Below are 22,734 nucleotides of genomic sequence, written 5' to 3' on the forward strand. Positions count from 1 at the left end.
TTGAACATGGACGTTGATCCACAGGTGTTGCCTGGCAGTTTCCTCGAAGGCATTCGGGTGGTTGAGCTGCTTGGCTGCGATGAAGCTGAGCTGCAGCAGTTTTTTGAACAGGCGCCGGCTTACTTCATCGCGGTGAATGGCGAACCGGCTACCCCGTCCGAAGCACGGGAAGAATTACGCGGCCAATTACCCGCCGGCTGGCATTGCAGCCGCCTGTACTGGCTGGGTTACCGAGATGCGCAGGGCCACCTGGTCGCCGTGGTGAATATCGCCGCGGATTTGCTCGCCACCGGGGTGTGGCACATCGGGTTGCTGCTGGTGCATGCGCGCTGGCACGGCAGCGGGCTGGCGCAGCGCTTGCACGCGGACCTTGAGGCCTGGGCGGTGGCGAAGGGCGCCCAGTGGCTGCGGCTGACGGTAGTGGTGGGCAATACCAGGGCCGAGCGTTTTTGGCCCAGACTTGGCTATGTACAGGTGCGTACCCGCGAGGGCATCACGATGGGTCGGCAGGTGAATAAGGTGTCTATCCAGGTAAAGGGTGTTGCCAGCGTGAGCATTGAAGACTACGTGGCGTTGGTTGAAAGGGATCGACCTGATACGCCATAGCCAGGGATGTACATCAATCCCAGGTAGACGCTGATCGAGCTGACGCACCGCGATCCAAATGTGGGAGCTGGCTTGCCTGCGAAGACGGCCTGACAGTCAACACAGTTGGACCGTGTACATATCCATTCCTGCGGTAACGGCTACTCAGGGTTCCGCTTTTATAGCGGCTCACTTTTGAAAAGCCGGACTGCCGGCCCAGACAAAAGTAAGCAAAACGCTCTTTCCTGAACCCATCCTGAAGAATCTTCTTATTCACCAGGCTGGCACTTTCCTACGGTTTACTCCGCCAACATCGGGGCGTAAGCTTCGCGCGTTTTCATCAATAGCGGAGACCCTCAGTGGGTACTTGTTCGAGTGACAGTCGTCGGCCGGTTTCGGTAACCGGCCTCTACTTGGCAAGGTAACGCGCATTTTCCAGATGCCGTTGTCTCGCCTCATAAAGCGAGAAGCGGCATCCCGGCGGTGGCCACTCCTGGCAACTGCCTGATTCCCTCTCATCGACGCTGACCAGCACCTGGGTAACGCCTGGATGCTACGGACGCGCCTGCCTGTTACGGCGGGCGGGCCAGGTTCGGCTGTGCCTGTGTGACGGGCGCGGTGTGGACGGGCAGTACCTGCACGACGGTTTTTCCTCGCGCAGGAGTTACACCATGAACCTCACTTTGCTCAAAGAGTTCTTCGCCGGTTTCCTGCGGACCCGGCATATCGCCCGGCATTTTCGCCGCCTGGCGATGCTGGAAACCGTGACCGATGCCAGCGTCAGCCGCGAAGTACCGCCCAGCCTGGCGCAGACACTGGTGGCCTCTGCCAACCGCAGCACTGTGCAATTGCTGGGCGTGCTGGGCAGCCACGCCGAGGGCTTGAGCACTCAGGAAGCCGACGCCCTGCGCGTGCAATACGGCCTTAACGAAGTCGAGCACGAACAGCCGCTGCCGTGGTGGGTGCACCTGTGGCATTGCTACAAGAATCCGTTCAACCTGCTGCTGACCCTGTTGGCGGTGATCTCTTGGCTGACCGAAGACATGAAGGCCGCCACGGTGATTTTCTCCATGGTGGTGCTCTCGACCCTGTTGCGCTTCTGGCAGGAGGCCAAGTCTAACAAGGCCGCCGACGCCTTGAAGGCCATGGTGAGCAATACCGCGACGGTGCTGCGCCGCGAGTCTGCCAAGCGCATTGAACTGCCGATCAAGCAACTGGTGCCAGGCGATCTGATTGTATTGTCGGCCGGCGACATGATCCCCGCGGACTGCCGCGTGCTCAGCGCCAAGGACTTGTTCGTCAGCCAGGCGGCGATGACCGGCGAATCCATGCCGGTGGAAAAGTTCGCCCACCAGCAGGACGCCCACACGCGCAACCCGCTGGAGCTGGAGAACATTCTGTTTATGGGCACCAACGTCGTGTCCGGCGCCGCCACGGCGGTCATCCTCGCCACCGGCAACAGCACGTATTTTGGTGCCTTGGCGCAACGCGTCACGGCGACGGACCGTGCGACCACCTCGTTCCAGCAGGGGGTCAACAAGGTCAGTTGGTTGCTGATTCGCTTTATGTTCGTGATGGCGCCGCTGGTGCTGTTCATCAACGGCTTCACCAAGGGCGACTGGACCGAGGCGTTGCTGTTCGCGCTGTCGATTGCGGTAGGCTTGACCCCGGAAATGCTGCCCATGATCGTCACCTCGACCTTGGCCAAGGGCGCGGTGTTTCTGTCGCGCAAGAAGGTCATCGTCAAGCGCCTGGACGCGATCCAGAACTTCGGCGCCATGGACGTGCTGTGCACCGACAAGACCGGCACGCTCACTCAGGACAAGATTTTCCTGGCGCGCCATGTGGACGTGTGGGGCCAGGAGTCGGACGACGTGCTGGAAATGGCCTATCTCAACAGCTACTACCAGACCGGCCTGAAAAACCTGTTGGATGTGGCCGTGCTCGAGCATGTGGACATCCATCGTGAGCTGAAAGTCGGTACCGCGTTCCACAAGGTCGACGAGATCCCATTCGACTTCAACCGCCGCCGCATGTCGGTGGTGGTGGCCGAGGAGCACCAACCGCACCTGTTGATCTGCAAAGGGGCGGTGGAGGAAATTTTGTCGGTGTGCAATCGCGTGCGTCATGGTGACGTCGATGAGGCACTGACCGACGAACTGCTGGCGCGCATTCGCCAGGTGACCGCGGCCTTTAACGAAGAAGGGCTGCGGGTGGTGGCGGTAGCGGCGCAGCCGATGCCGGCAGGACGTGACACCTACACCCTGGCCGATGAAAACAACCTGACGCTGATCGGCTACGTGGCGTTTCTCGACCCGCCCAAGGAAAGCACCGCGCCCGCCCTCAAGGCCCTGAAGGCCCACGGCGTGGCGGTGAAAGTGTTGACCGGCGACAACGAACTGGTCACGGCGAAGATCTGCCGCGAAGTGGGCCTGGAGCAACAAGGCTTGCTGATGGGCAACGACATCGAGTCGATGAGCGACGCCGAACTGGCCCTGGCCGTGGAAACCACCAATGTGTTTGCCAAGCTCACGCCCAGCCACAAGGAACGCATCGTGCGGCTGCTCAAGGCCAACGGACATGTGGTCGGCTTTATGGGCGATGGCATCAACGATGCTCCGGCGCTGCGCACGGCGGATATCGGGATTTCGGTGGACAGTGCGGTGGACATCGCCAAGGAAGCGGCTGACATCATCCTGCTGGAGAAGAGCCTGATGATCCTGGAGGAGGGCGTGCTGGAAGGCCGGCGCACCTTCGCCAACATGCTCAAATACATCAAGATGACCGCCAGTTCGAACTTCGGCAACGTGTTCTCGGTGTTGGTGGCCAGTGCCTTTATCCCGTTTTTGCCGATGCTGCCGATGCACCTGCTGGTGCAAAACCTGCTGTATGACATCTCGCAGATTGCGATTCCGTTCGACAACGTCGATGACGAGATGCTTGCCACGCCGCAACGCTGGCAGCCGGGGGAAGTGGGGCGCTTCATGTTGTTTTTCGGGCCGATCAGTTCGATCTTCGACATCACCACGTTCGCACTCATGTGGTATGTGTTTGATGCCAACACTCCAGACCACCAAACGCTATTTCAATCCGGCTGGTTTGTGGTGGGGCTGCTGACCCAGACCCTGATCGTGCACATGATTCGCACGCCAAAAATCCCATTCCTGCAAAGCCGCGCATCGCTGCCGTTGATGTTGATGACCGGCGTGATCATGGCCGTGGGGATATTCCTGCCGATGGGGCCTTTGGCGCACTACTTCAAATTGCAGGCGCTGCCGTCGCTGTACTTCGTGTTCCTGCCGGTGATTTTGCTGGCTTACATGGCGCTGACTCAGGCAGTGAAGGGCTACTACATTCGCAGGTTTGGCTGGCAGTAACAGGTTCCATGCAACATCGCAAATCCTGTGGGAGCCGGGCTTGCCTGCGATGACGGTGTATCAGTCGCCAGATTCATTGGTGGTGTACCGCTATCGCAGGCAAGCCAGCTCCTACAGGGACCTGCGAGTTACCAATGTGCCGCTGCATTCATGGAGATTTCTTATGCAGGCAATCAACAACATCAACCTCAACTCCCTGGTCGACACCGTGGTCAGCCTCAGCGCTGCGTTTATTCTCGGCGGCCTCATCGGGTTCGAGCGCCAGTACCGCCAGCGCACCGCCGGCTTACGTACCAATGTGCTGGTGGCGGTGGGCGCGGCGATCTTTGTGGACATGGCCAACCGACTGGGCGGTGCGGAAGGCGCGGTGCGCGTGGTCGCTTACGTGGTGTCGGGCATCGGCTTCCTGGGGGCGGGTGTGATCATGCGGGAGGAGGGCAATGTGCGCGGGCTCAATACGGCCGCCACCCTCTGGGCTTCGGCCGCGGTGGGTGCCTGCGCTGGCGCCGACCTGATCCTCGAGGCGTTGCTGGGCACGCTGTTTGTGCTGGCGGCCAACACCTTGCTGCGGCCGATCGTCAACAACATCAATCGTCAGCCCTTGGACGTGGTGTCGGCAGAGGTCACCAATATCCTCTATGTCATTGCGCGCCGCAGTCAGCAACAGGCCGTGATGGTGTTACTGGAAGCCGAGTTGGCACGCTGCAACTACCCTGCCAGCGACGTCGACGTGCGACCGTTCGGCAGTGACGAAGTGGAAATCGAGGCCATCCTCGCCGCCACGTCGGTGGATGGCGACGAACTGGACGCGCTGGTGGCGCGCCTCTCAACGTCAACCCTGGTGGTGCAGGCCTTCTGGAGTCCTAGCACCACCGACTGATCCTGATGGGCTGGCCAGGATTGGCTAAGCTTGCATGTGGAAAAATCCTACATGTTGTCCGGATTATCCCTTCGGTTGAAACATCATTGCATTGCTAAAGTTGGGTACTTGCGGCTGTTGCGCCGTTGAGGCCCGGCGTCCGTCGCTCTGTTGAGTTAATTGAAGAGGCCAGACACTGCTTGGTTACCGCTCCAAGGAAGCAGTGCCGCTTGTCGGAACTGTCATTTCTCACAGGTACCCAGGTCCGGCGTGATGTGTAAGGGTATTTTGTCCACATAAGGAAGTTTTATGAGCAAAGCATTAATTGTGGATGACCATCCGTTTATCCGGGCAACGGTCAAACACCTCCTGCAATTGGAGGGGTTTGATGAAATTTTTCAGGCGGGGGATGGCGCTGACGCCATGCAGTTGGCGAGGGAGCAACGTCCCGAGCTGATTATCCTCGACCTGGCGATGCCTAAATTAGGCGGGTTGGAGGTTATCAGCCGCATCAAGGCGTTGGGCTTGCCGTGCAAGATTCTGGTGCTGACCTCCTACCTGGCGGTATTTTTTTCTACTCGTTGCATGCGTTCCGGTGCGATGGGGTTCGTCGCCAAGACCGGTGAGCTGGATGAGCTGCAAAAGGCTATCAAAGCGATCATGTCGGGCTACAGTTGCTTCCCCAGTTTGCCGACCAGTTCGGTGCGCCGCGATGATCTGCAAGAAACGGAACGGCAGATGATCGAGTGCTTATCGGACCGTGAGTTAACCGTGTTGCAAATGTTGGCCCTGGGGCTGGGCAACAAGGAAATTGCCGAACAGATGCTGCTCAGCCACAAGACCATCAGCACTTACAAGACTCGACTCAAGGAGAAGTTACGCATGTCTTCGGTAGTGCACTTATCCAAGTTTGCCCAGCGCAACCATCTGATCTGAATTGAGATGATCACCACCGCGTTTATAAGGTTCACCACGATCTTCTGGATGAGCCTGTTACCTCAGATCGCGGTGGCCCTGGATGAGCCCCATGCTTTGCGGCTGTTGGGGCATTCACGTATTGACACCCCGCAAGTAGCACTGGACGAGTCTGATTGGCGCTGGCTGCGCGAGCGGCGCACATTACGGATGGGGGTTTCTGCTCCCGATTACGCGCCTTTTGACTTGACCAATAACAACGACGAGCTCGAAGGTATCACCGCCGATTTTGCCGCACTGGTGGGTCAGGCCCTGCATATCTCCATAGAGGTACGGCGTTACGATACCCGCGATGAAGTGATCGAAGCCTTGAAGCAGGGGGGCGTGGATTTTCTCGGTTCCGCCAATGGCTACGAAGCGGCCGACCCGCAACTGCTTTTGTCTCGCTCCTACGCCAACGATCAACCGACCCTGGTGACTCGCAGCGGCGATAGCCAGGTGTTGAACGACGACCTGGCGGGCAAGCGCGTAGCGATGCTGTATCACTATATGCAGCCCGACGCCGTTCGGGCGTTTTACCCCCAGGCCCAATTGGAGTTGTTTGCCTCGACTTTCGAAGCCATTGGTGCCGTAGCGTTTGGTCGCGCCGACGTTTATCTGGGGGATGCTATCAGCAGCAACTACCTGATCAATCGCAATCACCTCAACAATGTACGTATGGCGGATTTTTCCGGCTTGGAAGTCAACCCGTTTGCGTTTGCCGTCGCCCGCGAAAATACACGTTTACTGCCCATTCTCAATGCTGCGCTGGAGGCGATTCCCGCCAGCGAGCAGATGGAAATCCTGCGCCGCTGGAGCGGAGGTAACCTGGGGATAATCGGCGTTGACCGGTTGCATTTGAGTGCCAGCGAACAACGCTGGGTGCAAAAGAATCCAAGGGTCAGAGTCGCGGTACTCAATGACTTTCTACCGTTATCTTTTATTGGTGATCAAGGCCAGTTCGAAGGGTTGAGTGCCGAGGTACTATCGCGTATCAGCTTGCGTACCGGCTTGAAGTTCGATGTGGTCCCGGGCGGCTCATTGCCGCGCCAGATCAATATCGTCAGTGCGGGTACGGCGGACATGCTGGCGGTCGTCACGCCTAGCGCGGAGCGTGCTGAAAAAGTGCGTTTTACCCGGCCCTACCTGACCAATCCCTTTGTGCTGGTAACCCGTAACGGTCCCCACAGCCCGCTCACGCTGGAGGACATGGTCGGCAAACGCCTGGCCATGGTGGTCGGTAATGGCCTGCATGAGGACATAGCGAAAAATTTTCCAGGTGTGATGTTTGTCGACGTGGAGAACCCCCAGCAAGCCATGGCGCTGGTGGCCAATGGTGACGCCGACGGCGCGGTCAACTCGTTGATCAGCGCACGTTATCTGATCACCCGGTATTACCGCGACCGCTTGCGTGTCAGCAGCACGGTTGGCATTGAGCCTGCACGCGTGACCTTTGGGGTAAATCGCAGTCAGTTGGAGCTGTATTCGATCCTCGACAAGGCGCTGCTGAGCATCACCCCTCAGGAAATGGACGAACTGATTGGCCAGTGGCGTAGCGAGGTCATCATCGAGGACAGCTATTGGTTGCGTTATCGTAATGTGATTCTCCAGGGCTTTGGGTTGGCGGCGTTGTTGTTGGCCATCACGCTGGGCTGGGCGATTTACCTGCGCAGCCTGATTCGCAAGCGCCTGCAGGCCGAGCGAGCGCTGAGCGATCAGATGCGGTTCATGAGCGTATTGATCGACGGCACGCCGCACCCGATTTACGTGCGTGATCGCCAAGGGCGATTGATGGCCTGCAATAACGCCTACCTCGACGTGTTTGGCTACAAACTTGAAGACGTGATCGGCAGGACCGTAGTGGAAACCGACATCGAAAACCCGCCACAGGCCCGGTCGTTTCATGACGATTACCTGCGCTTGATGGCCGGCGGCGAGCCGCAGATTCATGATCGAATCCTCAAGGTGCCCAATGGCGATGTGCTGACCATTTACCAGTGGATGCTGCCGTATCGCGACGGCGACGAGAAGGTGGTGGGCATGATTGCCGGTTGGGTAGACGTAAGCGAACGGCACCGGCTGCTCGGCCAGCTACAGGAAGCCAAGGACGATGCCGACGCCGCCAATCGCGCCAAGACGACCTTCCTGGCGACCATGAGCCACGAGATCCGCACGCCGATGAACGCCGTGATCGGCATGATCGAACTGGCCTTGAAAAATGCCGAGCAGGGACGGGTCGACCGCGATGCTCTGGAGGTGGCCTCGGTGGCTTCGCGGGGTATGTTGGAGCTGATCGGCGATATTCTCGATATAGCGCGGATCGAGTCCGGGCATTTGTCACTGACCCTGGAGCCCGCCAACCTGCATGAGTTGTTGGCGTCGGTCGCACGCGTATTCGAGGGGCTGGCCCGAGCCAAGGGGTTGGCAATGCAGGTTGAGCTGGACCCGTTGATTGACCAGGCGGTGCTGGTCGACCCGCTGCGATTCAAGCAGGTGGTCTCGAATCTGCTGAGCAATGCCATCAAGTTCACTCCCCATGGGCAGGTCAGTTTGGTCGCGCAGGCGGTGGTCGAGGGCGATCGCTTGGCCGTGCAGTTATGGGTGCAAGATACCGGCATCGGAATCAGCGTCACCGACCAGCAGCGGTTGTTCAGTGTGTTCATCCAGGGCAGCAATAACCAGCAATCGGCACGCAGCGGGTCTGGGCTGGGGTTGGTGATCAGCCGCAGCCTGTGCGAAATGATGGGCGGCCAATTGCACTTGAGTAGTGTGTTGGGGCACGGCACTCGGGTGGACGTGACGTTGACCCTGGTCATGACCGCCACGCTGCCAGCCCCGATTGAGCCTGTGCAAGAGGCGGCGCCTGAGGGGCGCGCGCTGAGCATTCTGGTGGTGGACGACTACCCGGCCAACCGCTTGCTGCTGGCCCGACAGTTGAGCTTTCTGGGCCACCGTATCATCACGGCCGAAGACGGTGTCCAAGGGCTTGAACAGTGGCGAACGGGGCAGTTCGACGGCGTCATTACCGATTGCAATATGCCGTTCAAGAACGGCTATCAGTTGGCCCAGGAGATTCGCGCACAGGAGCGTGAGCGGGGTCTGGGGCCCTGCCTGTTACTCGGGTTCACCGCCAACGCCCAGCCGGAGGAAGCCGAGCGCTGTCGGCAGGCTGGCATGGATGGCTGCCTGTTCAAGCCCACCGGGCTGGACGACTTGCGGGCGGCATTGGCGTCGCGTTCAGTTGGCACGAGCCCGCGACCCTTGGTTACCTTCAACTTGAGCACCCTGGTTGCGCTGACCGGGGATGATCATGCCGCGCTGGTCGAATTGCTGGCGCCGTTACTCGAAAGCCTGGAGGCGGATCGTGCCTTGCTGCCACGGCTGGCAAGCCAGGCAGACTTTGCCAAGTTGCACGACCTGGCTCATCGTGCCAAGGGAGGCGCGCGGATGGTCAAGGCCAACCCATTGATCAGTGTATGTGAGGCATTGGAGGCGGCGTGTGAACAGCGGGACCGTCAGGCATTGGGACCAGCGGTTGAAAGCGTGGGTGAGGCGATCGATGTTTTGCATCATGGCTTAAGCGCTTATTGCAATCAGCCCTGACTGTGGTTGATCGCCTTTCGGAGGATTTGGGAAAGTTCTTACATGAACGGGGAATAAGCCTGATTTTTTCGTCGGCATATGTCTGGAAAATGGGCGACGCTCACTGTCGAGCACTGCCTGCCCAGGGGTTTGCCATGCCGAACAAAGCATTGACCATCCTGATTGCCGATGAACAGCATCTGCAACGCCTGTACATCGAGAAAATGCTCAACCAGTTGGGCTATTACCGGATCGTGCCGGTGCAAACGTTCGAGGAGTTACGGATTCTCACCGCTATTCCTGCCGACCCATTCGATGTGCTGATTATCAATGCGGCGCTGATGGCCCAGGCTTACGAAGCTCAGCCTCAGGTGCGTCATGTGCTGGTCTACGATCACCTGGATCTGGGTGCGCCTTGCGGTGTAACGCCGGTAATACGGGTGCGCCTGCCGGGCGTGCCGGACAACGTCAATCTTGAACATTTCATGGGCATCGTCGACCCCTCGGAGGTCTTCCACGGCCTGCGAGTGTTGCCGTGGCTGCGGGAGTTATCCCGCATGCCGGTGGCCAGGGCCTAGCCGCGTCCCTTAGGGAGCTTGCCCCCGCTGGGGCGCGAAGCGGACCCGCTTTTTGTCTAAAATGACGGGGCCTGCACCCCGTCCAGCGAGAGCAAGCTCCCTCCCGGATTTTGATTTTCACCGATCAGTCGGCTTTGCGGTGTTCCCGCAACCGCTCGGCGGCACTGCGTAACAACTGCTCGGTCCCGTTCCAACCCAGGCAACCATCGGTCACCGAAACGCCGTATTTCATCGACGCGCTCAGCGGCTGGCAGCCTTCGAACAGGTGACTTTCAAGCATCATGCCGACCAGCGAGGTATCACCTTGCAGGCGCTGCTCCAGCACGTCATTGAATACCGCCGGTTGGCGCAGCGGGTTCTTGCCGCTGTTGGCATGGCTGCAATCGACCATGATCCGTGCCGCCACCTTGGACTTGGCCAGGTCGTGCTTTACGCCGGCCACGCTTTGCGCATCGTAGTTGGGCCCACGGTGGCCGCCGCGCAGCACCAGGTGGGTGTCGGGGTTGCCGGGAGTCTGGATGATCGCCGGGTGGCCCTGGCTGTCCACGCCGAAATGGCGATGCGGGTGAGAGGCTGAGCGCATCGCATCACAAGCAATGGCGACGCCACCGTCGGTGCCGTTCTTGAAGCCCACGGGCATGCCCAGGCCGCTGGCCATTTCGCGGTGAATCTGCGATTCGGTAGTGCGTGCGCCAATGGCGACCCAAGTGAGCAGGTCATCGAAGTAGCCGGCGGCCATGGGTTGCAGCAACTCGGTGGCCACCGGCAGGCCCAGGCGCAGCATTTCACGCATCAGTTCGCGGGACAGGGTCAGGCCGGCGGCCATGTCATCGCTGCCGTCCAAGTGTGGATCGTAGGCCAAGCCTTTCCAGCCCACAGTGGTGCGCGGTTTCTCGACGTAGGCACGGATCACCAGCAGCATCTGGTCGCTGACTTCAAGCGCGAGCTTCTTCAGATTGCGCGCGTATTCCATGGCCGATTCCGGGTCGTGGATAGAGCACGGGCCGACAATCACCAGCAAGCGTGAGTCTTCGCCATTGAGGATGGCGCGCACGGCTTGGCGATGGGCGTGGACTTGTTCATTGAGGAACGGGCTGAGCGGGAGTTGGTGCTTGAGTTCAAGAGCGCTGGGCAAACGCTGGGTCAGGGCTTCATTGGCGCTGTTGAGGGCAGAGACGGGCAAAGCGGCGACGGAGGAGTTCATATTCAAGGCTTCCTGGGCAAGCGGCGGGCGATTCCCGCACGCTTGGCCTACTGGGGTGTTCGACAATTGGCCGTATCGGCTACGTGTGTTGGCTTGCCACCACGGGGTGACCGGTCGGAGGCGGCAGGCTGTCCCGAACGGAGCTGGCTAAATCGCCATGTAGTGCAAGTGTCGTAGCGGTAATAGGTGGCGTAGTTCATGGTGTGATTCCTTTAAGTGAGCGTGAAAAACAAGTTATCAGGCGCTGAAAAAACAAAACCCCCGGTCGGGGAGCCGACCGGGGGTTTAGATTTCTCTGGTAGGCGACCCCTTGAGTAGTGGGCGCCGATTTCAGGTATCAGGCGCGCCAGTGGCTAAACCAATACCCAAAATAAAAGCCGGCCAGTGCGCTCGAACCGTTCACACGGATAGCCGACACCGAGCGCAAGGCGCTGGCAGCAGGGCAAACCTGAGTGTGGGTGAGTGGCAACATGGGGCTCTCCAAATGATGGGGGGAGCTTACTAGAGGCGTGCGGGTGGATTCAATCAGTAATTTCTATTGCGTGGTAGTACTTACCGCTATGGGCATAGGTATCTACACAACTTTGCTGCGACGCTGGACCTGTGGCGAGGGAGCTTGCTCCCGTGACGGCCTGACAGCCGGCGCTGACCTGGCTGAGGCACCGCGATCCAAATGTGGGAGCTGGCTTGCCTGCGAAGACGGCCTGACAGTCAACACAGTTGGACCGTGTACATATCCATTCCTGCGGTAACGGCGATACCTATGCCGCTATGGGGTAAGTGTGGATATGCTGACGGCTCTCAAACAATGATTGCCAGGACGCGACCATGACTGCCTTGACCCTTGCTGCGGCGCAAACCGTTTCCATCCCGGGCGATATCGCTGCCAATATCCAGCGGCACCTGGCGTTGATGCGGGCCGCGGCTGAACAGGGCGTGCAATGCCTGGTGTTTCCAGAACTGTCACTGACGGGCTACGAGCCGTTCCTGGCGGCCGACTTGGCCATCGACCCGCAAGACGCCGTGTTGGCGCCCCTGCGTGAGCTGGCGCGGGAGCTGCGGTTGATGGCTGTGGTGGGCATGCCGGTGCGCTTGGCGCCAAAAACAGGTGTGCTGATCGGCGCGCTGGTGCTTGAGGCGGACGGTTCAGTAGGCGTCTACACCAAGCAGCATCTGCACCCCGGCGAAGAGCTGGCATTTGCTGCGGGGCAGGGCGGCGAGCCTCTGGAATTGGCAGAGGAGCGCATCGCGCTGGCGGTGTGTGCGGACTTTTCCCAGGCCAGCCATCCACGCCAAGCGGCGGCAGCGGGCGCCACGGTGTATGCCGCAAGCGTACTGATCAGCGAGGCAGGCTACGCGGCGGACAGTGTTTTGCTTGAAGGCTATGCGTCCCAGCATGGCCTGTTGGTACTGATGGCTAACCATGGTGGCCCGTCCGGAGGCTGGGCTTGTGCGGGCCGCAGTGCAATTTGGACCGCCGATGGCAACTTGCTTGTTGCCGCCCCCGGTGTCGGCGACGCGCTGGTGATCGCCCGTCGCGATGGCGGGCAGTGGACCGGCCAAGTGGTAGCCCTCTGAATGAGGTTTCATTTGCGCCGGGCCATCGAGCAGGACCTGCCGTTTGCCCGCACCCTGACCCAGCAGGCCATGAGCCATTACTACCGTCAGAACGGCTTGTTGTGGTCCAACGACGGCTTCGACGTGGCCTGGGCGGGCCGCGAGAACTGGCTGATCTGCAACGATGACGGCGTCATGGGCTTTATCAGCCTGAGCCGCGATGGCAAGGCCCTGTATATCCGCGAGCTGCACCTGCTGGAATGCTGCCGCAAGCAGGGCGCGGGCACATGGGTGCTGGAGCAAATGGCGCTCAAGGCACGCGTCGAGGGCCTGGGCTTTCTACGTTTGACGGTGTTCAAGACCAACCCGGCAAGAAGGCTGTATCAGCGCCTGGGGTTGAGCATTGTCGGTGAAGAGGATGGCTTCTGGCGGATGGAGCGTGAGTGTCGCGCACTCACATCGGACTAAAACAGGCACGTCCTACAAATAAGCGCATACTGCTGTCAGCTAGTGCTTTGTTCGTTGTGGGATTGAGCTCCCGGCTCATCCACGATAACGCCCTCTTTCATGCCCAGAAGTACCGCCACTTTATGGGCTTCTCCACGCCGTCCCTTTTTGCGCCCGGAGAGCACTTGATACGTGGTTGCCGGGTCTACGCCATGCTCCCGGGCGAACGCTTGAACTGACTTTCCTTGATGTTCCAGCCAGGCCTTGGCTTGTGCAGCAGTACGGATTCCGGGCATAGTTCAAAACCGTTCAAGTTTGTTTAACGAAGTGATGGTGTGACACCTCTTGGGGTGTGCCAATTTAGGATCATACATCCAAATGAGTGGAATCGGTTCGCGCTTAAGGCAAGAAAGAGAGCGACTTGGCCTGTCGCAGAAAGTTTTTGGAGAAATTGGAGGCGTTGAAGCGAACGCCCAAGGCAAATATGAAAGCGGTGGTCGTGCACCCAAGGCCGACTATTTGTCTCGCGTCGCCGAAAAAGGAGTGGATATCCTGTACGTATTGACCGGCAGCCCAACGCCGATCCAGCTGGATAACCTGAGCAAGATCGAAGAAAAAGTGTTGGGCAATTACCGAGCGATGTTCAAGGAAGACCAGGACGCAATCCGTCGCTTGACCAGTACCTTGGCTGAGCATTCATCTGTGGTGAACGGAAAAGCCAAGTCGCCCCCCCCGGAATCCTGACCTTTAGCCCAGGAAACAGGGCTGTTTGCCAGCCGGCGAACAGCCGCAGCACGTTTAATCTCTATATATATGACACTTGCAACTAGGTCTGCGCCTTGGTTTTTTGCTAAGGTGTTCAGCAACCTATAAGACCATATCGCGAGGTGTCTGCTTGATTAGGGTGCTAGTAGTCGATGACCATGATCTCGTTCGTACAGGCATTACACGAATGCTGGCTGACATCGACGGCCTGCAAGTAGTCGGCCAGGCGGAGTCGGGGGAGGAATCCCTGATCAAGGCCCGGGAGTTGAAGCCCGATGTGGTACTGATGGACGTCAAGATGCCTGGGATTGGCGGTCTTGGTGCCACGACCAAGTTATTGCGCAGCCATCCGGACATCAAGGTCGTGGTGGTCACGGTGTGCGAGGAAGACCCGTTTCCCACCCGTTTACTGCAAGCCGGTGCCGCCGGCTACCTCACCAAGGGCGCAGGCCTGGCCGAGATGGTGCAAGCCATTCGCCTGGTATTTGCCGGCCAGCGTTACATCAGCCCGCAGATTGCCCAGCAATTGGCGATCAAGTCGTTCCAGCCCACCAGCGATTCGCCATTTGATGCGCTGTCGGAGCGGGAAATCCAGATCGCCCTGATGATCGTCGGTTGCCAGAAGGTGCAGACCATCTCTGACAAGCTGTGCCTGTCGCCCAAGACCGTCAATACCTACCGTTATCGTATCTTCGAGAAGCTTGCCATCAGCAGTGATGTTGAATTGACCCTGCTCGCAGTGCGCCACGGCATGGTGGACGCCAGCGCCTGACATGACCACACCGTTTGATCCGAGTGCCTTTCTCTCCACCTGCAGTGGCCGCCCCGGCGTGTACCGCATGTTCGACAGCGAGGCGCGTCTACTTTACGTGGGCAAAGCCAAGAACCTGAAGAACCGTCTGGCGAGCTACTTTCGCAAGACCGGCCTTGCGCCGAAAACCGCCGCCCTGGTGGCGCGTATCGCCCAGGTCGAAACCACCATCACCGCCAATGAAACCGAGGCGCTGCTGCTTGAGCAGACGCTGATCAAGGAATGGCGGCCGCCTTACAACATCCTGCTGCGTGATGATAAATCCTACCCTTACGTGTTTTTATCGGATGGCAACTTTCCGCGCCTGAGCATTCACCGCGGGGCAAAAAAGCAGAAGGGCAAGTACTTCGGGCCTTATCCCAGCGCCGGGGCGATTCGTGAAAGCCTGAGCCTGCTGCAAAAAACCTTTTTTGTGCGTCAATGCGAAGACAGCTTCTACAAGAACCGCACCCGGCCGTGCCTGCAATACCAGATCAAGCGCTGCAAGGCGCCCTGCGTGGGCTTGGTGGAACCTTCGGAGTACGCCGAGGATGTGCGCCATTCGGTGATGTTCCTCGAAGGGCGCAGCAACGCACTCACCGATGAGCTGTCCGGGGCCATGGAGCAGGCCGCCAGCACCCTCGATTTCGAAAAGGCTGCCGAACTGCGCGACCAGATCTCCCTGCTGCGCCGTGTCCAGGACCAGCAAAGCATGGAAGGCGGCACCGGTGACGTCGACGTGATCGCCGCGTTCGTCAACCCGGGCGGCGCCTGTGTGCACCTGATCAGCGTACGAGGCGGGCGGGTATTAGGCAGCAAGAACTTCTTCCCGCAGACCGGTATCGACGAAGACGTGGCAGAGGTCATGGCCGCGTTCCTTGGCCAGTACTACGTCAGCAGCCCTGAGCGCGACCTGCCGTCTGAACTGATCGTCAACGTGGTGCACGAAGACTTCCCCACCTTGATCGAGGCCATCCACGAGCTGCGCGGCCGCGAGCTGGACATCAGCCACCGCGTACGCGGCACCCGTGCTCGCTGGCAGCAACTGGCCGTCACCAACGCTGAACAGGCCCTGGGTGCACGCCTGGCCAATCGACAGCACGTTGCCGCACGCTTCGACGCCCTGGCCGAAGTCCTCAACCTGGACGAGCCGCCCCAGCGTCTGGAGTGCTACGACATCAGCCACTCCAGCGGTGAGGCCACGGTGGCCTCCTGCGTGGTATTCGGGCCGGAAGGGCCGATCAAGGCCGACTACCGGCGCTACAACATCGAAGGCGTTACCGCCGGCGATGACTACGCCGCCATGCACCAGGCGCTCACGCGGCGTTTCAGCAAATTGAAGGACGGGGAGGGCAAGTTGCCCGATATCCTGCTGGTAGACGGCGGCAAGGGCCAGTTATCCATGGCCCGTGACGTGCTCAACGAACTGGCGGTGCCCGACCTGATCCTGCTCGGTGTGGCCAAGGGCACCACGCGCAAGGCCGGCTTCGAGACGTTGTACTTGAATGATGCCGCCCATGAGTTCACGTTGAAGGGCGACTCACCCGCACTGCACCTGATTCAACAAATCCGCGACGAAGCGCACCGTTTCGCCATTACCGGCCACCGCGCCCGCCGTGGCAAAACCCGGCGAACCTCAACCCTGGAAGGGGTTGCGGGGGTAGGCCCGACGCGGCGTCGCGACTTGCTTAAACATTTTGGTGGCTTGCAGGAGCTGTCCCGTGCCAGCATTGACGAGATAGCCAAAGCACCCGGTATCAGTAAAAAGCTCGCTGAATTGATTTATGCAAACCTGCACAGCGAATAGAATGCCTTCTCACCTCGTAGCCAGTTGTGCCGATGAATATCCCTAATCTGATCACCGTTCTACGCGTCCTGCTTATCCCGATTTTCATATTGTTGTTCTATTTGCCGTATGAATGGAGCTACGTCGCCTCCAGTTCGGTATTCGCCTTCGCAGCCGCCACCGACTGGCTCGACGGCTACCTGGCGCGTCGCCTGGAACAGAGCACGCCCTTCGGCGCGTTCCTCGACCCCGTGGCCGACAAACTCATGGTGGCCGTCGCCCTGGTCCTGCTGGTGCAGGAACACGGCAACCTGTGGCTGACCCTGCCGGCCGCCGTCATCATCGGCCGCGAGATCGTCGTCTCGGCCCTGCGCGAATGGATGGCCGAAATCGGCGCCCGCGCCCACGTGGCCGTCTCCAACATGGGTAAATGGAAAACCGCCGCGCAGATGCTCGCGCTGGTGATCCTGCTGGCCAACCCGTCGGACTTCTCGTTCTGGGTCCTCACAGGCTACGCCTTGCTGCTGGTCGCCGCAGGCCTGACCCTGTGGTCCATGCTGCAATATCTGCGCGCGGCCTGGCCCCATCTGCGAACCACCGTTGAAAAGAAATAAAACTTTTTTGAATCAAGGGGTTGACGAGTGCTGAGGATTCTATAGAATGCGCATCACCAAGCGGGAATAGCTCAGTTGGTAGAGCACGACCTTGCCAAGGTCGGGGTCGCGAGTTCGAGTCTCGTTTCCCGCTCCAAGCATAAAAGAAAAAGCCACTCTAACGAGTGGCTTTTTTTTGCCTGTGATTTACGGAATAGACGCTAAGGCGTCTTTTTTTGAGTGCAAAACCGTGGGTGCTCAGTGTGATCCGGTAAGACTCAAATTCGTATTGCTCCTGGATTCGCTCAGTTCACCTGTCACCAAGTCTGCTACTGTTTATTCATCTTCCCGGCGCGCATCGACCTTTGGTCACGCGTCACTTCTGGTACCGATAATCCTGAGTCACGGTGGTTTCCAGGCGGTGGACTTGCCCCATCATGCGACAGCAGCAGCTCGCCTTCATCAGCTCAACCCCGACAACCTTCCTATCCTGGCAACTGCTTGAAAAGGCCTCGCTGCGTGATGCGCCCCCCAATGCTCACCCGAAGAAGCTATGAGACATGAGAATTGGACCCCATGAACGCGGTGTTTATACTCAGTGAACCCGCAGTGTGAAAGGGGCAAAAAACACATGGAGCTACACAAGGAGCAAGGAATGGTCTACGGCCAACGGAAAGAAACGCACACGGGGCGACGATCAACGACTCTTCGCGCTGCCAGCGCGGAATGTTCCGGCGTGCGTCTGCGGGTAGTGCTGTCGGAGTGCAAGATCGCGCCAATGGATTTCGCGCTATTTCTGAAGATCAGCCCCCAGCGGCTGACCAATTGGTTTTCTCGTGGTATCCCACACTCGCAGCTCGATAAGATAGCCAGGCTGCTGAGCGTTAATGCACAGTGGCTGGAAACAGGGGATGGCGAGAAATTCCCGTCGAAAAGCGAGTAGCGAAGCCCTGCGCGAGCACATAGCAGAGAGCCCCCGGCAGGCGGAGGCTCAAGGTCTGATGGTTGATTGGGTTACGGCGTGACGGTCCGCAATATCAGGTGGGTCGCCGTAGCGCCAGTTCCAGATCCTCCTCACCGTTGAGGATGGGCGTGAACGCCTCCGAATGCGGGTCGAAATGTTCCGCGAAATCATCGCCGCCCAGCTCCTTGCGGGCCAACGCCCACCAGTCGTCGAATACGTCGACATCGGGGTTACAGCCCACCGCATAGGCAAGCAACCTCTGGCGGCCATTGGCTTGGCGTTCACCGCGCTCGGCGAGCCAGTAGACGCCCTGGTCCTTGACCAGAATGATGGAACATTGATTGGCGATAGCCTCTGCCAGCACCGGCTTCAGATCGCTGCCTTTGAAGAGCAATGACAGGGTGGCCTCCTTGCTACAGCGGGACTCCCCAACCGCAAGCGTGGGCGTCCCTTGGGATGACGGAAGTGATGAAGGGATAACGCGGCCAATGTGCCATTGACGCACCGCGGTCTTGAAGGCGTTGACCGCCTGGGACGTTGCCGGCGACGCCAGCGAACATGGGGGCAGTGTGATCGAATGCTTGGCGGCGGGTGTCTGTCAAACCGAATCAGGCACATGCCGGTTTATGGCCGGTGGTCAGTACTCATCCAGCAGGAACACTGCCGTAAGGTTCCGGTCAGCTTCGGTGAAGATACACAGGTCCAACCCGTCACTGATGGCGTAGGACGACAGTAGGTAACCGCCGAGTTCCAGAGTCGCGTCGTTGTAGCGTCGATGCTCTGCGCGCACATCGCCCCAATCGCCGCAGATGTGCCGGCGCACATAGGGCAGCGGGTCGAGTAGATCCTGTCGGATCAGGGCGTCCACGCAGCGGGAGAAGGTCAGGCCACCGAAGGGGAACCGGGGCTGGAGGGTGACGAAGGCGGGCATGGGGAGATGCAAATCCTCCACGGGGATGGGGCTTCGTACTCTAGCAAGGTAGAACGTTTCGGCGGCGAGGTCGCGGTCACAAACACGTGCGTAATGGCATGGCTTGTGGGGGCGGCAGGTATGCTTCGGCTGGGTAGGAAAATTCCATGAGACAGGCTCTTGGCAACGTGTCCAACCCCGCAGGTACTTCATCGTTCGCTGACCCATGACGGTGTCACTATTTATGGGTGAAGGTGTTCGCCTCGCTGGTTTCCTTGACCGCAAACATCAGGCAGCGCACCGCTTCACGATCCTGTTCCGACAAGCAACGGTAGTAATGGACCAGGCGCTCTTCCTCTCGATTGAGCTGTCGGGGCCGCAGGGCTGTACCGATGGCGGTACGTAATGAGGGGAAAAGCGAAGTATTTAGCATGATCGAAGTTCTTCATGAGATAAAAGGAGATGTGGGCTTCTTGCCCAGAACAACTGAATACATAACGTTTATTGTAGAAAAGGGCTCGTCATTTTTCGTGACTGTTGGGTATTTCAGATGGGGCCGTCGGAAGTGTTTGGCGAAGGTGTAGGAGCGATCTTTCAAGCCCTATTGAATAGAGGTGCGATTGAGCGGAAAGCCCACCAATCTGGCACCCATCATCAGATTGGCGGTGGGGAGGTACGAGTCTGTCAAAAACGGGACACCTCCTTGAAGGCGCTGGTCAAATAGCGCGTCGCCACCCGGTCGGTTTCCGACAGCGTACGGAAATGTTCAATCAAGCGTGCTTCTTCACTCGTGAACGCACAGTCGGCGCCTCGGCCAGAACACAAAAATCAGTTGTGAAACACTTTTGGTAGCTGGCATGAGCCTCGTCCTTACTTGCGGGGAAAACAACTGATCGTGTGGTGTGTTGAGGCCCGTCTGGGCAAGCAATCAAGGGTATTTATGGTAAGTGTAGAAAGCTGTTCTCGGCCGTGTTAAATATTTTTTACAGGCGGGATTTGCTGTCAAAAAACGCGCTCGGTGTTGGTGCATACGCATGCGATTGACCATGTTCAACCATCGCTGCAACTCAAGTTGATTCGCCCGTCTTTGTAGGGGTATAGACGCTGGCCAGCACCTTGAATGGATGATGATCGTGCAGCTGCTCGAGGGAATTGTCGTATTGCGCTCGCTTTGAGCATTAGCACTCTTGCCTCACCTCTGGCCGAGGGCCCGCCCGGATTCATCAGGGGAGTCAGGCATGCAGGACGTTACACAGGTGGGCTTGGAAAGTTGAGAAAAACTCTGCACAATTTTGAGTGGCCAGAGCTATGTGGTGATAGATGAAAAGATGGGTGTTATTTCAACTTATTGAATTAAAACGATATTTATAATTGGCATTGGTTTTGCACTTCAGATTGGGCACTGGTTCATCTCCCGGTGCTTTCAACCCAATAAGGAGAAGCGCAATGCCAACACCTGCCTATATGATTATCGAGGGTAGCAAGCAAGGAGCGATTACATCCGGTACCTTCACTGCGGATTCGGTCGGCAACATCTACCAGCAAGGCCATGAAGATAAGATTCTGGTTCAGGCGTTTGATCACCAGGTGATCATTCCGCGTGACCCCCAGTCGGGACAACCAACCGGGCAGCGGGTACACAAGCCGTTGATGATCACCAAGGTCTTCGACAAGTCTTCACCGCTGATTTTCAACGCCTTGACCTCGGGCGAGCGTCTTGAAAAATGTCACCTTGCTTGGTATCGAACGTCTGCAAAAGGGCAGCAAGAGCACTATTACTCAATCGAACTAGAAGACGCGATTATTGTAGATGTGAAGTCGCGCATGCCCAACTGCCAGGACCCGGCGATGGCGCATTTTACCCATCTTGAAGATGTGTATTTCACCTATCGGAAAATCATTTGGACCCATGAAATCAGTGGGACGACGGGGTCTGATGACTGGCGGAATCCGGTCACTGCATAACGCTCGTTCTTGTAAGTAAAGGGGAGTGGCTTTACTCGGCCACTGCCCTGCTGGTGAGGTCATGAGCAGTATATATTCTTCATTTTACATTGCTTTGATTTCAGTGATCAGATCCGTGAATTCAGCTTCTGTTAACTCGAACTCGGGCCCTTCTTCCATTGCCATCAACACAAGCAGCGCGCGACGCATAGGGGTAGTGAGCTCTAAGCAATGGTCTTGATGTATTTTGAATGCTGCTTCAGCTATTTTGGTTATATCAAAACCTCTCGCAAGTGTTTTTTCAAGATCGATGGCAAGTTCATTATTTGAGTACATTATTTCCAACTCTCCAGTTCTGCACCTGTTGGTGGGTAGTGCTGCGCCTTCAATGTTTGCCCATTGATGCTTTTGGGGTGAACTCGATTAACGTTGCCTGAATGATCATAGCTTTCCATCCATTGCCTCGTGAAGCCTGTCTTAGGGTTGTACTCTGTGACAAAAGAGGCACCACGTGTAGGTCCTTCTTTTCGAGCTAGCGTTTCCTCATCGTAGTAACGAATTCTGCCATCAGGCAACGTCTTCGTGGTAGCTGCCGTTTGCTGTGCGCTTTGTAATCCTGAAGTTTTAGCTTTTAAAGCAGCTGCGGCATTAACACTTGTGGCATCACTCGAGCGTAGTGCAGGCTTGGACGGGGTGATGTCATCCATAACCAATGGGGCAGGTCGCGGAATGATAACCGGAGCCGCCTCGTTGCCCGATATGCCTCGCACAGTACCATTTGATTTGATCCTGTAGGACCTTAGCCAAGCGCCCAGCTTTTTCAGTACTTCACCAAGCTTTTTCAGAAGCCCCAGGAGCTTGGTAGAAATAGATCCCGCCGCTCTAGCGGCAAGACCAACACCGGCGGTGAATACAATCAGCAATGCAGCCAATACGATCTCGAATACTGCAGCTCCGGCAACCTTCGCCCATTCCCTTCGGTGCTGAGCTTTTACGTAGGTAATCGAAAAATTTTTAAGTAGCTCTTGGCTTGGTGCGTCTTCATAAACGAAGCAAGCGATCTCAAAGGCTTGCGCAAGATCTTCAGGTTTTATTTTTGAAGGATCAAAGCCGAGGGCCTTCACGAGATCGTTTTTCTGTGCCTCTGAGTAATTATTGGCGAACGATTCGACCCAAGATTTTCCATTGCTACTTTTTGCATTCCAAGCAGAAATTGCAGCGTTTGCAAAATGATTGAATGGGTTGATAAGGTCTGACCACGCTTTGGTGTCTTTGATCAGTCCAACGCCACTTAAAAAGAATCCACTCACGGCGCTGCCGGTTAGATCAAGAGCATTGCTGAACGCACTCTGCTGGTCTTGAATTTTCTGTAGCGCAGCAGCCTCGGCTTCCTCGTGTTTAATAATTGCGTCAAGCGCGTCTTTGAGTTCCTGTCGGGCTGTGGTGAGCTTTTGCTCATCAAAATTCTGAAGCAACTCAGCTTTATATTCGCCGGGTGGAGCTTCGCAAAACAGATCTTTACCATTCGCAAGTTTGTGGATTGTCGTCTCGCCCCCGATCGTGAGATGACAATCTATGTTCGGGTCCAATCGTTCCCCGTTACTCCACTCGTAGATGTGGCCAATGTGCTTGTTTTTGTCAGGTTTTCGAGGCGCTTGATCCTCGCAATCAAACTGCCTTTGCACAAGCGGCACGTGTGGGGGGAAGCTATTCGGCTGTGTCGGGCTGCAGACCCCTGATGGCGTCAATTTCCTTGAGTTGTCGCTGCTCATCGGCAATGAGCTCCTTCAAATGGTTGTTCTGTCCTTGAATCGCCACTGCCGTATCAACTATCGGCAG

At 57.8% G+C, this 22,734-nt stretch carries 20 protein-coding genes, 1 tRNA gene and 1 pseudogene; 15 read left to right on the plus strand and 7 right to left on the minus strand.

Going from position 1 to position 22,734, the window contains the following annotated elements:
* The first annotated feature begins 6 nt into the window (after positions 1–6).
* The 6 genes from ACP7CZ_RS11135 (at position 7) to ACP7CZ_RS11160 (ending at position 9,935) form a co-directional block, all read left to right on the plus strand.
* Positions 7–606 (plus strand): GNAT family N-acetyltransferase, encoded by a 600-nt coding sequence (locus ACP7CZ_RS11135; RefSeq protein WP_089042766.1) that lies wholly within the window; start codon positions 7–9, stop codon positions 604–606.
* Positions 607–1,256: 650 nt separating this feature from the next.
* Positions 1,257–3,962, plus strand: coding sequence for a magnesium-translocating P-type ATPase (gene mgtA, locus ACP7CZ_RS11140; RefSeq protein WP_294204587.1), 2,706 nt, complete (start codon positions 1,257–1,259; stop codon positions 3,960–3,962).
* A gap of 163 nt (positions 3,963–4,125) precedes the next feature.
* On the plus strand, positions 4,126–4,842 hold the full coding sequence (locus ACP7CZ_RS11145; RefSeq protein WP_003190369.1) for an MgtC/SapB family protein: 717 nt from the start codon (positions 4,126–4,128) through the stop codon (positions 4,840–4,842).
* A gap of 288 nt (positions 4,843–5,130) precedes the next feature.
* Entirely contained in the window at positions 5,131–5,757 is a 627-nt protein-coding gene (locus ACP7CZ_RS11150) for a response regulator transcription factor (RefSeq protein WP_034127079.1), read from the plus strand.
* Positions 5,758–5,763: 6 nt separating this feature from the next.
* On the plus strand, positions 5,764–9,378 hold the full coding sequence (locus ACP7CZ_RS11155) for a transporter substrate-binding domain-containing protein (protein ID WP_294204584.1): 3,615 nt from the start codon (positions 5,764–5,766) through the stop codon (positions 9,376–9,378).
* 134 nt (positions 9,379–9,512) lie between these two features.
* On the plus strand, positions 9,513–9,935 hold the full coding sequence (locus ACP7CZ_RS11160) for a hypothetical protein (RefSeq protein WP_057978362.1): 423 nt from the start codon (positions 9,513–9,515) through the stop codon (positions 9,933–9,935).
* A 124-nt stretch (positions 9,936–10,059) separates the two neighbouring features.
* Here the strand turns inward: ACP7CZ_RS11160 and ACP7CZ_RS11165 are convergent, their stop codons facing one another.
* Positions 10,060–11,139: a 3-deoxy-7-phosphoheptulonate synthase gene (locus ACP7CZ_RS11165; protein ID WP_089042765.1), complete on the minus strand. Its 1,080-nt coding sequence runs from the start codon at positions 11,137–11,139 to the stop codon at positions 10,060–10,062.
* A gap of 828 nt (positions 11,140–11,967) precedes the next feature.
* Here ACP7CZ_RS11165 and ACP7CZ_RS11170 point away from each other — a divergent pair.
* Together ACP7CZ_RS11170 and ACP7CZ_RS11175 are read left to right on the plus strand one after the other, a co-directional pair.
* Entirely contained in the window at positions 11,968–12,717 is a 750-nt protein-coding gene (locus ACP7CZ_RS11170) for a carbon-nitrogen hydrolase family protein (RefSeq protein WP_294204582.1), read from the plus strand.
* Positions 12,718–13,164, plus strand: coding sequence for a GNAT family N-acetyltransferase (locus tag ACP7CZ_RS11175; RefSeq protein ID WP_054922078.1), 447 nt, complete (start codon positions 12,718–12,720; stop codon positions 13,162–13,164).
* Positions 13,165–13,199: 35 nt separating this feature from the next.
* Here the strand turns inward: ACP7CZ_RS11175 and ACP7CZ_RS11180 are convergent, their stop codons facing one another.
* Positions 13,200–13,439, minus strand: coding sequence for a DNA-binding protein (locus ACP7CZ_RS11180; protein ID WP_089042764.1), 240 nt, complete (start codon positions 13,437–13,439; stop codon positions 13,200–13,202).
* Between the two features lie 82 nt (positions 13,440–13,521).
* Here ACP7CZ_RS11180 and ACP7CZ_RS11185 point away from each other — a divergent pair, with 82 nt between their 5' ends.
* The 6 genes from ACP7CZ_RS11185 to ACP7CZ_RS11210 all read left to right on the plus strand — a co-directional run bounded on the left by ACP7CZ_RS11185 (position 13,522) and on the right by ACP7CZ_RS11210 (position 18,020).
* Entirely contained in the window at positions 13,522–13,887 is a 366-nt protein-coding gene (locus ACP7CZ_RS11185) for a helix-turn-helix domain-containing protein (protein ID WP_089042763.1), read from the plus strand.
* A 151-nt stretch (positions 13,888–14,038) separates the two neighbouring features.
* Complete coding sequence (gacA, locus tag ACP7CZ_RS11190) at positions 14,039–14,680, plus strand: response regulator transcription factor GacA (RefSeq protein ID WP_003190387.1); 642 nt, start codon at positions 14,039–14,041, stop codon at positions 14,678–14,680.
* A gap of 1 nt (position 14,681) precedes the next feature.
* Positions 14,682–16,505 (plus strand): excinuclease ABC subunit UvrC, encoded by a 1,824-nt coding sequence (uvrC, locus tag ACP7CZ_RS11195; protein WP_019821446.1) that lies wholly within the window; start codon positions 14,682–14,684, stop codon positions 16,503–16,505.
* Positions 16,506–16,537: 32 nt separating this feature from the next.
* Positions 16,538–17,098, plus strand: coding sequence for a CDP-diacylglycerol--glycerol-3-phosphate 3-phosphatidyltransferase (pgsA, locus tag ACP7CZ_RS11200; protein WP_003190391.1), 561 nt, complete (start codon positions 16,538–16,540; stop codon positions 17,096–17,098).
* A 60-nt stretch (positions 17,099–17,158) separates the two neighbouring features.
* A tRNA-Gly gene (locus ACP7CZ_RS11205) sits at positions 17,159–17,234 on the plus strand.
* Positions 17,235–17,732: 498 nt separating this feature from the next.
* Positions 17,733–18,020, plus strand: a complete 288-nt coding sequence (locus ACP7CZ_RS11210; protein ID WP_294204555.1) for a hypothetical protein — start codon at positions 17,733–17,735, stop codon at positions 18,018–18,020.
* A 71-nt stretch (positions 18,021–18,091) separates the two neighbouring features.
* Here ACP7CZ_RS11210 and ACP7CZ_RS11215 read toward each other — a convergent pair.
* The 3 genes and pseudogenes from ACP7CZ_RS11215 to ACP7CZ_RS11225 all read right to left on the minus strand — a co-directional run bounded on the left by ACP7CZ_RS11215 (position 18,092) and on the right by ACP7CZ_RS11225 (position 19,384).
* Positions 18,092–18,441: pseudogene (locus ACP7CZ_RS11215) on the minus strand (DUF3085 domain-containing protein).
* A 237-nt stretch (positions 18,442–18,678) separates the two neighbouring features.
* Complete coding sequence (locus ACP7CZ_RS11220) at positions 18,679–18,972, minus strand: hypothetical protein (protein WP_294204553.1); 294 nt, start codon at positions 18,970–18,972, stop codon at positions 18,679–18,681.
* Positions 18,973–19,189: 217 nt separating this feature from the next.
* Entirely contained in the window at positions 19,190–19,384 is a 195-nt protein-coding gene (locus tag ACP7CZ_RS11225) for a hypothetical protein (RefSeq protein ID WP_236453202.1), read from the minus strand.
* Between the two features lie 1,013 nt (positions 19,385–20,397).
* Here ACP7CZ_RS11225 and ACP7CZ_RS11230 point away from each other — a divergent pair.
* Complete coding sequence (locus tag ACP7CZ_RS11230; protein ID WP_236453205.1) at positions 20,398–20,916, plus strand: Hcp family type VI secretion system effector; 519 nt, start codon at positions 20,398–20,400, stop codon at positions 20,914–20,916.
* Positions 20,917–21,000: 84 nt separating this feature from the next.
* Here ACP7CZ_RS11230 and ACP7CZ_RS11235 read toward each other — a convergent pair whose 3' ends face one another.
* Positions 21,001–21,231 carry a hypothetical protein gene (locus tag ACP7CZ_RS11235; RefSeq protein WP_236453209.1) on the minus strand — a complete coding sequence of 77 codons (231 nt, stop codon included), beginning with the start codon at positions 21,229–21,231 and terminating at the stop codon, positions 21,001–21,003.
* Complete coding sequence (locus ACP7CZ_RS11240; RefSeq protein ID WP_294204549.1) at positions 21,231–22,667, minus strand: hypothetical protein; 1,437 nt, start codon at positions 22,665–22,667, stop codon at positions 21,231–21,233. Before ACP7CZ_RS11240 ends, ACP7CZ_RS11235 begins: the two co-directional genes overlap by 1 nt.
* Positions 22,668–22,734: the final 67 nt, after the last annotated feature.

Source organism: Pseudomonas sp. DWP2-2 (genome assembly GCF_049897065.1).
GTDB classification, from domain to species: domain Bacteria; phylum Pseudomonadota; class Gammaproteobacteria; order Pseudomonadales; family Pseudomonadaceae; genus Aquipseudomonas; species Aquipseudomonas paracarnis.

Bases quoted from the DNA above. Each gene is read 5' to 3' on its own strand.
- ACP7CZ_RS11230 (WP_236453205.1), top strand. From the start codon at position 20,398: ATGCCAACACCTGCCTATATGATTATCGAGGGTAGCAAGCAAGGAGCG.
- ACP7CZ_RS11135 (WP_089042766.1), top strand. From the start codon at position 7: ATGGACGTTGATCCACAGGTGTTGCCTGGCAGTTTCCTCGAAGGCATT.
- mgtA (WP_294204587.1), top strand. From the start codon at position 1,257: ATGAACCTCACTTTGCTCAAAGAGTTCTTCGCCGGTTTCCTGCGGACC.
- ACP7CZ_RS11225 (WP_236453202.1), bottom strand. From the start codon at position 19,384: ATGCTAAATACTTCGCTTTTCCCCTCATTACGTACCGCCATCGGTACA.
- ACP7CZ_RS11210 (WP_294204555.1), top strand. From the start codon at position 17,733: ATGGTCTACGGCCAACGGAAAGAAACGCACACGGGGCGACGATCAACG.
- ACP7CZ_RS11220 (WP_294204553.1), bottom strand. From the start codon at position 18,972: ATGCCCGCCTTCGTCACCCTCCAGCCCCGGTTCCCCTTCGGTGGCCTG.
- ACP7CZ_RS11150 (WP_034127079.1), top strand. From the start codon at position 5,131: ATGAGCAAAGCATTAATTGTGGATGACCATCCGTTTATCCGGGCAACG.
- ACP7CZ_RS11185 (WP_089042763.1), top strand. From the start codon at position 13,522: ATGAGTGGAATCGGTTCGCGCTTAAGGCAAGAAAGAGAGCGACTTGGC.
- ACP7CZ_RS11180 (WP_089042764.1), bottom strand. From the start codon at position 13,439: ATGCCCGGAATCCGTACTGCTGCACAAGCCAAGGCCTGGCTGGAACAT.
- uvrC (WP_019821446.1), top strand. From the start codon at position 14,682: ATGACCACACCGTTTGATCCGAGTGCCTTTCTCTCCACCTGCAGTGGC.
- ACP7CZ_RS11160 (WP_057978362.1), top strand. From the start codon at position 9,513: ATGCCGAACAAAGCATTGACCATCCTGATTGCCGATGAACAGCATCTG.
- ACP7CZ_RS11240 (WP_294204549.1), bottom strand. From the start codon at position 22,667: ATGAGCAGCGACAACTCAAGGAAATTGACGCCATCAGGGGTCTGCAGC.
- ACP7CZ_RS11235 (WP_236453209.1), bottom strand. From the start codon at position 21,231: ATGTACTCAAATAATGAACTTGCCATCGATCTTGAAAAAACACTTGCG.
- ACP7CZ_RS11145 (WP_003190369.1), top strand. From the start codon at position 4,126: ATGCAGGCAATCAACAACATCAACCTCAACTCCCTGGTCGACACCGTG.
- ACP7CZ_RS11165 (WP_089042765.1), bottom strand. From the start codon at position 11,139: ATGAACTCCTCCGTCGCCGCTTTGCCCGTCTCTGCCCTCAACAGCGCC.
- ACP7CZ_RS11170 (WP_294204582.1), top strand. From the start codon at position 11,968: ATGACTGCCTTGACCCTTGCTGCGGCGCAAACCGTTTCCATCCCGGGC.
- ACP7CZ_RS11175 (WP_054922078.1), top strand. From the start codon at position 12,718: ATGAGGTTTCATTTGCGCCGGGCCATCGAGCAGGACCTGCCGTTTGCC.
- ACP7CZ_RS11155 (WP_294204584.1), top strand. From the start codon at position 5,764: ATGATCACCACCGCGTTTATAAGGTTCACCACGATCTTCTGGATGAGC.
- pgsA (WP_003190391.1), top strand. From the start codon at position 16,538: ATGAATATCCCTAATCTGATCACCGTTCTACGCGTCCTGCTTATCCCG.